This is a genomic window from Delftia sp. ASV31, assembly GCF_016428765.1.
GTDB classification, from domain to species: Bacteria; Pseudomonadota; Gammaproteobacteria; order Burkholderiales; family Burkholderiaceae_C; genus Comamonas; species Comamonas acidovorans.
In genome coordinates, this window is sequence record NZ_JAELTK010000004.1 from 120,733 (window position 1) to 127,147 (window position 6,415).

The window sequence follows — 6,415 nt, forward strand, 5'->3', positions numbered from 1 at the left end:
CCGGCGGCGCGTGGGACGCGCCCCCTGCAGCGACCCTTTCTCCCCTGATAAACATCCATGAGTTTGCGTATCTACAACACGCTGTCGCGTGCATTGGAAGCGTTTTCGCCAATCGAACCGGGCCATGTGCGCATGTATGTGTGCGGCATGACCGTGTACGACCTGTGTCACCTGGGACACGCGCGCTCCATGGTCGCTTTCGATGTGGTGCAGCGCTGGCTGCGTGCCAGCGGCCATCGCGTGACCTATGTGCGCAACATCACCGACATCGATGACAAGATCATCCGTCGCGCCGTCGAGAACGGCGAGACCATCCGCTCGCTGACCGACCGCATGATCGACGCCCTGCACCAGGACGCCGACGCCCTGGGCATCGAGCGCCCCACGCATGAGCCGCGCGCCACCGAATACGTGCCGCAGATGCTGTCCATGATCGGCCGCCTGCAGGACAAGGGTCTGGCCTATCAGGGCACGGATGGCGACGTGAACTTCGCCGTGCGCAAGTTCCCCGGCTACGGCAAGCTGTCGGGCAAGTCGCTGGACGAATTGCAGGCCGGCGAACGCGTGGCCGTGCAGGACGGCAAGCAGGATCCGCTGGACTTCGTGCTGTGGAAAAGCGCCAAGCCCGCCGAGCCGGAAGAGGTTAAGTGGGCCAGCCCCTGGGGTGTGGGTCGTCCCGGCTGGCACATCGAGTGCTCGGCCATGGGCTGCGAGATGCTGGGTGAGAGCTTCGACATCCACGGCGGCGGCGCCGACCTGCAGTTCCCGCACCACGAAAACGAGATCGCCCAGAGCGAAGGCGCGACCGGCAAGCCGTTCTCGCAGGTCTGGATGCACAACGGCTTCATCAACGTGGACAACGAGAAGATGTCCAAGTCGCTGGGCAACTTCTTCACCATCCGCGACGTGCTCAAGGAATACGACGCCGAGACCGTGCGCTTCTTCGTCGTGCGCAGCCACTACCGCAGCCCGCTGAACTACAGCGACGTGCACCTGAACGACGCACGCGGCGCGCTTAAGCGCCTGTACACGGCGCTGAGCCTGGTCGCACCTGCCGAGGTTGCCGTCGACTGGAATCATCCCGCTGCCGCGCGCTTCAAGGCGGCCATGGACGAGGACTTCGGCACGCCCGAGGCCGTGGCCGTGCTGTTCGAGCTGGCTGCCGAAGTCAACCGCAGCAAGAGTGCCGAGACGGCGGGCCTGCTCAAGGCCCTGGCCGGCTGCCTGGGGCTGCTGCAGGGCGACCCGCAGGCCTTCCTGCAGGCGGGCACTTCGGAGATGGATGCCGGTGCCATCGAGGCGCAGATTGCCGCACGCGCAGCCGCCAAGGCGGCCAAGGACTGGGCCGAGGCCGACCGCATCCGCAAGGCGCTGCTGGAACAGGGCATCGTGCTCAAGGACTCCCCCGCAGGCACAACCTGGGAGGCAGCCGCAAAGGGCTGATCCGTATGCCTTGCCAGATGTGCCGCGCCAGGTGCGGGGAGGTGCTTTGATGGCCTCCGCCAAACCCCTGGACACCATGGATTTCGAGCAGTTGCCGCTGGTGGCCGATCTGCCCGTGCCCGAACAGCAACCGGCCCCGCTGCCGATCGTGACGCTGGGCGCGCGCGCAGGATCGGCGCCTGCGGCCGCCGCTGCCGCTGCCTCCGCTCCCAAGGCCAAGATATCCCTGCCCGCACCGCCCGAGGGCGCCCCGGCCTACTGGGCCGAGGCCTGCCGCCAGCTGGTGCGGCGCGATCGCGTGATGAAGCGCCTGATCCCGCGCTTTGCCCACCTGGCCTTGCAGCCCGGCGGCGATGCCTTCGCAACGCTGGCGCGCTCCATCGTGGGCCAGCAGATCTCGATGAAGGCTGCCCAGACGCTGTGGAACAAGTTCGCGCGCCTGCCCGCCCGCATGGCGCCTGACCTGGTGCTCAAGCTCAAGGTGGACGACATGCGCGCCGTGGGCCTGTCTGCCCGCAAGGTGGACTACCTGGTGGACCTGGCCATGCACTTCACCGAGCACCGCCTGCACCAGGACGACTGGCAGGGCATGAGTGACGAAGCCATCGTGGCCGAGCTCATGTCCATCCGCGGCGTGGGCCGCTGGACCGCCGAGATGTTCCTCATCTTCTACCTGCAGCGGCCCAATGTGCTGCCGCTGGACGATGCAGGCCTGATCTCGGGCATCAGCCAGAACTATTTTTCAGGCGACCCCGTCAGCCGCAGCGAGGCGCGTGAGGTTGCCGAGGCCTGGAAGCCGTGGTGCACCGTGGCGACTTGGTATATTTGGCGCTCGCTCGAACCGCAGCCTGCAGCCTGAAGACAAACCGATCACACCCGATCAACCCCCGTTTTCCGGCCGGAACGCATGCACCGTGCCTGGCTGGGACAAGGAGAAACAAGTTGGCGAAAAAGAACTTTCTGGATTTTGAGCAGCCCATCGCCGAGCTCGAATCCAAAATCGAGGAACTGCGCTACGTGCAGACCGAAAGCGCAGTCGATATCTCGGAAGAGATCGAGCAGCTCAGCAAAAAAAGCCTGCAGCTGACCAAGGACATCTACAGCGACCTCTCGCCCTGGCAGATCACCAAGATCGCGCGCCATACCGAGCGTCCCTACACGCTGGACTATGTGCGCGACTGCTTCACCGACTTCATCGAGATGCACGGCGACCGGCACTTTGCCGACGACCAGTCCATTGTGGGCGGGCTGGCGCGCTTCAATGGCATTTCCTGCATGGTCATCGGCCACCAGAAGGGCCGCGACACCAAGGAGCGCACGCTGCGCAACTTCGGCATGACGCGCCCCGAGGGCTACCGCAAGGCCCTGCGCCTCATGAAGACGGCCGAAAAGTTCGGCCTGCCGGTCTTCACCTTCGTGGACACGCCTGGCGCCTTCCCCGGCATCGAAGCCGAAGAGCGCGGCCAGTCCGAAGCCATCGGCCGCAACATCTACGAAATGGCCCAGCTGCAGACCCCCATCATCACCACCGTCATCGGTGAAGGTGGATCGGGCGGCGCCCTGGCCATTGCCGTCGCCGACCAGGTGTTGATGCTGCAATACGCCGTCTACTCCGTGATCAGCCCGGAAGGCTGCGCCTCCATCCTCTGGAAGACCGGCGAAAAGGCCCAGGACGCGGCCGATGCCATGGGCATCACAGCCCACCGCCTCAAGGCCCTGGGCCTGGTGGACAAGATCGTCAACGAGCCCGTGGGCGGCGCCCACCGCGACCCCAAGCAAATGGCCGCCTTCCTCAAGCGCGCGCTGGGCGATGCCTATCGCCAGCTGGCGGACCTCAAGCCCAAGGAACTGCAGGACCGCCGTTACGAGCGCCTGCAAAGCTACGGCCGCTTCGCCGACACCAAGGCCGACAACCGCTGAAGGCCTGCGCCACGCTCTGGCACACTGAACGGCTCCCCCTGGGAGCCGTTTGCTTTTTGCGCCAATCCCTGGCCCGCGTCCTGATACCTCTGATCCAAGCCTGTGGAAATTCCGATCCCCGACCCGCCGCGCAATGTTCCGGCAGCCGCTCCAAATGCCGCACCAGGTGCTGCACCGGGTGCCGCTTTGGACGCGGCCATCCATCGCTTTGCGCCGCAACTGCCGCTGGCCGTGGCCTTCAGCGGCGGTGCGGACTCCACGGCACTGCTGCTGGCCTGCGCCGAGCGCTGGCCGGGCCAGGTCGTGGCCATCCATGTGCACCACGGTCTGCAGTCGGCGGCCGATGCCTTTGTCGGCCAGTGCGAGAAAGTCTGCGCGCAGCATGCCGTTCCTTTGAAGATTCGCCGCGTGGACGCGCGCCACGCGCCGGGCCAAAGTCCTGAGGACGCCGCACGCCAGCTGCGCTACGCAACGCTGATAGAGGCCGCCCGCGAACCCTGGCCTGTGCAGGGCGCCAGCGGAGATCCGTTGCCGCCCGTTCGCAGCATGGCGCTGGCGCAACATGCGGACGACCAGGTCGAGACGCTGCTGCTGGCCCTGTCTCGAGGCGCCGGTGTGGCCGGGTTGGCCGCCATGCCGGCGCAGTGGAGCAGGGCGGATCTCGAATGGCATCGTCCGCTGCTTGATCTGCCCGGACAGGCCCTGCGTGACTGGCTTGCGGCGCGTGGCCAGGCGTGGGTGGAAGACCCGACCAATGCCGACGCACGCTATACGCGCAACCGCATCCGCGCCCAGTTGCTGCCCGCGCTGCAGCAGGCCTTTCCCCAGTTTCGCGCCACGTTCGCGCGCAGCAGCCGGCATTGCGCCGAGGCGGCCGAGCTTCTGCAGGAGATGGCTCAGGCCGATCTGGCGGCCATCGGCACCCCCCCCGGCATCACCGCCTTGCAGGCGCTGAGCCCCGCGCGCCAGGCCAATGTGCTGCGCCACTGGCTGCGCAGCGTGCATGCCACCACGCCCAGTGCCGCGCAGCTCGATCAGCTGCTCGCGCAGATCGGCGTTTGCCTTACGCGAGGCCACCGCATCCATCTCAAGATGGGGCGGGGTTTTGTGCGGCGCCTGGGGTCGGTGCTCGATTGGTACAATTGACGAGTTTTGGTCCAACTTTGTACGAAAACCGGCGGCGCGCCAAAACCAAACGGCTTGCGCAAGACGGGTCTGGGCGGACATTTCGCTTCATGCGCAGTCCTCTCGAACATCCTGGCTTGCACAGGCATCCCTCTGTCGTACAGCGCCGTGGCAAGCAGTTTCGTCACCCTGATATCCAATGGCACTGATCGTTCATAAATACGGCGGCACCTCGATGGGCTCGACAGAGCGCATCCGCAACGTTGCCAAGCGCGTGGCCAAGTGGGCTCGTGCCGGTCACCAGATGGTGGTCGTCCCCAGCGCCATGAGTGGCGAAACCAACCGTCTGCTGGGTCTGGCCAGCGAGCTGGCTCCCGGCTCGGCCAAAACGGCGTACTACCGTGAACTCGACATGCTGGCCTCCACGGGCGAGCAGGCGTCGTCGGCACTGCTGGCCATTGCGCTGCAGGCCGAAGGCGTGGAAGCCATCAGCTTCTCGGGCTGGCAAGTTCCCGTGCGCACCGACAGCAGCTTCACCAAGGCACGCATCGAGTCCATCGACGACAAGCGCGTTCGCGCCGAACTCGACGCTGGCCGCGTGGTCATCATCACGGGCTTCCAGGGCATCGATCCCAACGGACATGTCACCACGCTGGGCCGTGGCGGCTCCGACACCTCGGCCGTGGCCGTGGCTGCGGCGCTGAAGGCGGCCGAATGCCTTATCTATACCGACGTGGACGGCGTCTACACCACCGACCCGCGCGTGGTGCAGGCCGCCAAGCGCCTGAACACCGTGAGCTTCGAGGAAATGCTGGAGATGGCCAGCCTCGGCTCCAAGGTGCTGCAGATCCGCTCGGTGGAATTTGCCGGCAAGTACAAGGTGCCCATGCGCGTGCTCTCCAGCTTCACGCCCTGGGACATCGACCTGGAGGAGGAATCCACCTCCGGCACGCTGATTACTTTTGAGGAAGACGAAAAAATGGAAAAGGCCGTCGTATCCGGCATCGCATTCAACCGCGGCGAAGCCAAGATCTCCGTTCTCGGCGTGCCCGACACCCCCGGCATCGCCTACGGCATCCTGGGTCCGGTGGCTGATGCCAACATCGAAGTCGATGTGATCATCCAGAACATCAGCAAGGAAGGCAAAACCGACTTCAGCTTCACCGTCAGCCAGGGCGACTACCAACGCGCCATGGAGCTGCTGCGCGACAAGGTCGTGCCCGCCCTGGGTGCCGCCGAAGTCGTCGGCAACCCCAACATCGCCAAGGTCAGCATTGTCGGCATCGGCATGCGCAGCCATGTGGGCGTGGCATCCACCATGTTCCGTGCACTGAGCCAGGAAGGCGTGAACATCCAGATGATCTCCACCTCCGAGATCAAGACCTCCGTCGTCATCGACGAGAAGTACCTGGAGCTGGCCGTGCGCGCCCTGCACACCGCCTTCGGTCTCGACAAGCCGGAATAAAATCATCGTTTTGCCGAAACCGGCAAAAAAGCACGTTACAATAACGTCATTCCGGAAACGTGACCGAGTGGCCGAAGGTGCTCCCCTGCTAAGGGAGTATGGGGTGTAGAGCCTCATCGAGGGTTCGAATCCCTCCGTTTCCGCCAGGATAGAAAAAAGCCACCCGCAAGGGTGGCTTTTTTTATGAGAGGGTTGCTTCGGCGGCCTGATCCGGTGGTTGGGGCTGATGCTCTGGTTGCTGCGGTAGGATTCTTGTTGTTGGCGGGTTTGAAAAAACGTGCTACAATGCAAGGCTCTGCTGAAGAGAAGCGATGCAGATCGCTGGTGTTGAAAAAATCGAAGAAATTTGATTGCAACGACGCTAAAAACTGTGCTAGAATTCAAGGCTTCGCTGATCGCAGCGAGTCGGAAGTAAAGAAGAAATTCTCTGCTTCGATCCTTAAAAATATACAGCCGATAAGC

The 6,415-nt window shown here is 64.3% G+C and carries 6 protein-coding genes and 1 tRNA gene; all 7 read left to right on the forward strand.

Features of this window, described 5'->3' with window-relative positions:
• The first annotated feature begins 57 nt into the window (after positions 1–57).
• Entirely contained in the window at positions 58–1,443 is a 1,386-nt protein-coding gene (cysS, locus tag JHD82_RS02845; RefSeq protein WP_012204426.1) for a cysteine--tRNA ligase, read from the forward strand.
• 49 nt (positions 1,444–1,492) lie between these two features.
• Complete coding sequence (locus tag JHD82_RS02850) at positions 1,493–2,302, forward strand: DNA-3-methyladenine glycosylase (protein WP_012204427.1); 810 nt, start codon at positions 1,493–1,495, stop codon at positions 2,300–2,302.
• Between the two features lie 83 nt (positions 2,303–2,385).
• Entirely contained in the window at positions 2,386–3,363 is a 978-nt protein-coding gene (locus tag JHD82_RS02855) for an acetyl-CoA carboxylase carboxyltransferase subunit alpha (protein WP_012204428.1), read from the forward strand.
• Between the two features lie 186 nt (positions 3,364–3,549).
• Complete coding sequence (tilS, locus tag JHD82_RS02860) at positions 3,550–4,509, forward strand: tRNA lysidine(34) synthetase TilS (protein WP_199135350.1); 960 nt, start codon at positions 3,550–3,552, stop codon at positions 4,507–4,509.
• A gap of 178 nt (positions 4,510–4,687) precedes the next feature.
• On the forward strand, positions 4,688–5,953 hold the full coding sequence (locus JHD82_RS02865; protein ID WP_199135351.1) for an aspartate kinase: 1,266 nt from the start codon (positions 4,688–4,690) through the stop codon (positions 5,951–5,953).
• Positions 5,954–6,006: 53 nt separating this feature from the next.
• A tRNA-Ser gene (locus JHD82_RS02870) sits at positions 6,007–6,099 on the forward strand.
• Between the two features lie 37 nt (positions 6,100–6,136).
• Positions 6,137–6,415 (forward strand): hypothetical protein (locus JHD82_RS29835; RefSeq protein WP_233174597.1); only part of this gene is annotated, 279 nt, incomplete at its 3' end.